Source organism: Dolichospermum circinale AWQC131C (assembly GCF_000426905.1).
GTDB lineage: Bacteria > Cyanobacteriota > Cyanobacteriia > Cyanobacteriales > Nostocaceae > Dolichospermum > Dolichospermum circinale.
In genome coordinates this window covers 3,578-7,418 of the sequence record NZ_KE384616.1, presented here as the reverse complement: position 1 = coordinate 7,418, position 3,841 = coordinate 3,578, and the positions used below count along the sequence as shown (strand labels likewise).

At 30.7% G+C, this 3,841-nt stretch carries 7 protein-coding genes and 1 pseudogene; all 8 read left to right on the top strand.

What is annotated here, in order from left to right:
- Positions 1-75 precede the first annotated feature (75 nt).
- Positions 76-315 (top strand): type II toxin-antitoxin system HicA family toxin, encoded by a 240-nt coding sequence (locus ACIR131C_RS0112670; protein ID WP_028090497.1) that lies wholly within the window; start codon positions 76-78, stop codon positions 313-315.
- A 253-nt stretch (positions 316-568) separates the two neighbouring features.
- Positions 569-1,666, top strand: a complete 1,098-nt coding sequence (locus ACIR131C_RS0112660; RefSeq protein ID WP_028090496.1) for a DUF262 domain-containing protein — start codon at positions 569-571, stop codon at positions 1,664-1,666.
- Positions 1,663-2,394: an MAE_28990/MAE_18760 family HEPN-like nuclease gene (locus ACIR131C_RS0112655; RefSeq protein ID WP_028090495.1), complete on the top strand. Its 732-nt coding sequence runs from the start codon at positions 1,663-1,665 to the stop codon at positions 2,392-2,394. Before ACIR131C_RS0112660 ends, ACIR131C_RS0112655 begins: the two co-directional genes overlap by 4 nt.
- Before the next feature lie 106 nt (positions 2,395-2,500).
- Positions 2,501-2,815 carry a type II toxin-antitoxin system prevent-host-death family antitoxin gene (locus tag ACIR131C_RS0112650; RefSeq protein ID WP_028090494.1) on the top strand — a complete coding sequence of 105 codons (315 nt, stop codon included), beginning with the start codon at positions 2,501-2,503 and terminating at the stop codon, positions 2,813-2,815.
- A 53-nt stretch (positions 2,816-2,868) separates the two neighbouring features.
- Positions 2,869-3,024 carry a hypothetical protein gene (locus ACIR131C_RS25570; protein ID WP_155963102.1) on the top strand — a complete coding sequence of 52 codons (156 nt, stop codon included), beginning with the start codon at positions 2,869-2,871 and terminating at the stop codon, positions 3,022-3,024.
- Between the two features lie 93 nt (positions 3,025-3,117).
- The gene (locus tag ACIR131C_RS0112640; protein ID WP_028082821.1) at positions 3,118-3,306 is read left to right on the top strand and encodes a hypothetical protein; all 189 of its coding nucleotides are present in this window, start codon (positions 3,118-3,120) and stop codon (positions 3,304-3,306) included.
- On the top strand, positions 3,306-3,554 hold the full coding sequence (locus tag ACIR131C_RS0112635; protein ID WP_028090493.1) for a hypothetical protein: 249 nt from the start codon (positions 3,306-3,308) through the stop codon (positions 3,552-3,554). The genes ACIR131C_RS0112640 and ACIR131C_RS0112635 overlap by 1 nt, the downstream gene beginning before the upstream one ends.
- Before the next feature lie 94 nt (positions 3,555-3,648).
- Positions 3,649-3,831 (top strand): annotated as a pseudogene (locus ACIR131C_RS22660) (element excision factor XisI family protein); the annotation flags it as partial.
- Positions 3,832-3,841 lie beyond the last annotated feature (10 nt).

The window sequence follows — 3,841 nt, the reverse complement described above, 5'->3', positions numbered from 1 at the left end:
TAGATGAATTACATGAATTTTTGTTAGTTGAAGAAAAAGAAAAACAATCAGAAATCTATGAATTGAGGAAGGTTTATGCCTAAAAATATACCTTTTTTAAAACCCAAAGAATTAATTAAATTTTTAGAAAAAGCAGGTTGTACTTTTCATAGAGAAGGAAAAGGTGATCACTGTTTATATACTCGTGAATTTGAAGGGAAAAGGAGAGTAGTTCCTATAGATATGGGTGCAAGGGAAATGTCTCCAGGTTATGTTTTACGAATTTTTCGGCAGTTTGGTTTTACTGATGAGGAAATTGAAAGTTTGTTAAGGTAAATGAAGGGTATTTTTGATCAAATTGTTGGTTTTGAGGACGAGGGGAGGGTGATTAGTAAGGAGGTGCAGGCGACTTTGGTATAATTTAGGTCAGGGTGGGTCTTGATGGACTCACCTTGATTTTAAAGGGTTTATATTCAATTATTAAGATTTCTTAATCTAGCTAAATTCACCTATTTCACTGGTAAAATGTAATTAATTCACTCAATCAAAAAGCTCTAACTTTAGATATCAAAACAATCAATTGTCAAATATGGTAACTCAACTAGAAATTACAAATCAACGCAAAGAAAATGCGGAACAAGAAATCCGCGATAATAGAAAGCGTGTTGACTATAAGACTTTAGAATATCCTATCGAAGTAATTGTTCAAAAATATTTAGATGGAATAGATGAAGATAAAAATGAGATTTTTATTCCAGATTATCAACGAGCAATGGCTTGGGATGAAAATACCCAATCAAAATTCATTGAATCTATAATGTTAGATTTACCAATCCCTTATATTTTTGTGGCCGATGTATCAGAATCAGAAGATTTAACCCGGTTGGAAATTATAGATGGTACACAACGTATTCGTACTTTAAGCAGATTTATTAATAATGAACTTACATTAAGAAATCTTGAAAAACTAACAAATCTTAATGGCTTTACGTTTACAGATTTACTACCAACACGCCAAAGACGTTTTAATAGAACTACTATTAAAATGATTCAATTAACAGAAGAAGCAGATGAAGAAATTAGAAGGGATTTGTTCCAAAGAATTAATAGTGGTAGTGTTGAATTGAATGAAATGGAAAAACGTAGAGGAGGTGAACCAGGAAAATGTCTTGATTTAGTTGAGGAACTTTCAAAAAATCTACTATTTAGAGATTTATGTTCCTTTACTGACACTGAAATTAATAAAGGAGATCCACAAGAATATGTATTACGTTTTTTTGCATTTTTAAATAATTATCAAAATTATGGCAATGTTGAAAACAAGGTCCATAAATTCTTGAATGAATATTTAAAACTGGAAAATCAATCAGATGAGAGCAAAATAAATGCTATGAGAAATGAATTTGATTCAATGTTAGCATTTGTACAAAAGTATATTTCCAATTCTTTACATATTTATCGAAAAACTAAGAATTGCTATGAACCTACAACTAGAATTAAATTTGAATCTATTACAGTAGGTATTGCTTTGGCGCTCAGAGAAAATCCTAATTTAGTTCCAAAATCTACTTCCTTTTTAGATTCTGATGAGTTTAAAAAATTAACGAAATCTGATGCTAGTAGTTCTCAAAATAAAGTCAGTCGTCGTATTGAATATGTTCGCAATCAGCTTTTAGGTAATTCATGACAAGTACATTATTTCAAGATTTTAATGAACGCGCTAAAGAAGTTAGTAAATACTTTTACTTCCTGAAAAACCTAGAGCAAGGTTACATTCAATTAAGTATGGGTAATGCTAACAATATAAAAACAAAACCAATAGATGATGATTTAGAAAATACTCTTAAAGCAACAGGATATTTGTTACTATATAACCTAGTTGAAGCTACTATGCGTAATGCTATTGAAACAATTTTTGATGAATTAAAAATGCAACAAGTCTCTTTCGATGACGTGAGAAAAGAAATAAAAAAAATTATTATTAATCATGTAAGAGATAAAGATATCCAATCTACAGATACTCTTTTACAAGGTCTCATCAATATTTCAGTTGATATCATATCAGTTACCTTTGATGCTCTGATTAAGAAAGAAAATAAGAAAAGACTATTTTCAGGTAATGTAGATGCACAAAAAATCAGAAATATAGCAAAAATTTATGGTTTTTCGTCCCAAACTAATAAAAGCAAAACTCAAGATGGAAGTGATTTACTCACAATTAAAACCAATAGAAATGATTTAGCACATGGTTTTAAGACGTTTGAGGAAATTGGCAACAAAGCTACTGCTGATGAATTATTAAAGATTCAAAAAAGAGTTATTTGTTATTTAAGGGAAATATTAGAAAATGTAGAAAATTATATATCAAATCAAGAATATTTACAGATAAATGTACAAAATAGTGAAAATACTTAGATGGAAGTGTGATCGCTGTTTGATGTAGGTAGAATGAAGTGCGATCGCTTTTTTAATTTTATGATAACATTAAATTAAATCTAAATTTAGTGCAGAGTCACCAACCATGATTAATCTCAGTCAAGACATTCAATCACTCTCAACCTTCAAACACAACACCAACGAACTCATTAACCAGATGAAAGAAACCGGAAATCCTCTGATTTTAACAGTTAATGGTAAAGCAGAATTAGTAGTACAAGATGCCGCATCTTATCAAAAAATACTCGATTATATCAAACAATTAGAAACAATAATTGAGAGGAAAAAAGAATTAGAACCAACAAAAAGCAACAACAAAAAAGCACTGGAATTATTAAAAACGTGGGAAGAAGAAGGAGATGAACAAGAACAAACAGAAACTTTAGAGTATTTATCTTAATCTTTAGAACAAGATCATTTTTCTAATCGTTCTCTATTTTCACCATTGCCATAATGCCAAGATTAATTATCCCTGATTCAGGAGTTTTAGGAATTATTACCAACCCTAAATCAACATCTATAAAAGCTCAAAAATGTAAACTGTGGTATGCTAACTTTTTAGAAAAAGGTGAAAATATTGCTTTACCTGTGTATCGCTCTTTGATGTAGGTACGATGAGAGATCGATCGCATTTTGGTTGTGGTTTGGTGGAGAGCGATCGCTGTCCTCCTAGTATAATGTAAGTTTTATCAGTTATCTTATATGGGTAAAAGTCATTTCAAGAAAGCAATATCATCTTTAGAATCTCGTATTGCTGAACACAAGGAAAAAATTAGGCTAGAATTAGAGAAAGAATTTCCAGACCAGGGTTTAATTAACCATTGGGAAAAGGAAATTAGAGCTTTTGAACAAGGAATAAAACAAGCGCTAAAAAGATTGGGTAAAAACTAATGAAACTCGCAAACCAAAAAATTAGCAGTGACAACTCAACGCTTAATCAGCTACTAATGGAATTACAGGAAGAATGCCAAAATGTGATTTCTCTGGTTAATCAATTACAACTTTCTGAGTTAAGCGATAGACAAAAGGGTAAAATACTTTCAGAATTATTAGTAGCATCAATTCATTTACATTCCCATTGTGATGAAGATTGGCAAAATTTGATTTCCGATGAGTTGGAAAATTTAGTAGATGATTAGTGTATAAAATCTTATGGATATAAAGAGGATAAAACATGATAGAATTTCACCCTGAACTTTTAATAACACAATGGTGAAAAACAGGACAACTGAGGAAAGAATTAAGGGAATTTCTGTCCATATTCGTATTAGAAATGAGAAGATTTACATTGAGGAAGATTGGACCCAGGAAGGAATAGCGACAGAGTTATTAAGGGAAGGTGTACCCAAAGAAGATATTGTTTTAGCTTTTCATGATCCTGAAACTCGTAAATTGACAGAATTTGCAGTGGCTTAATAGAAAAAAC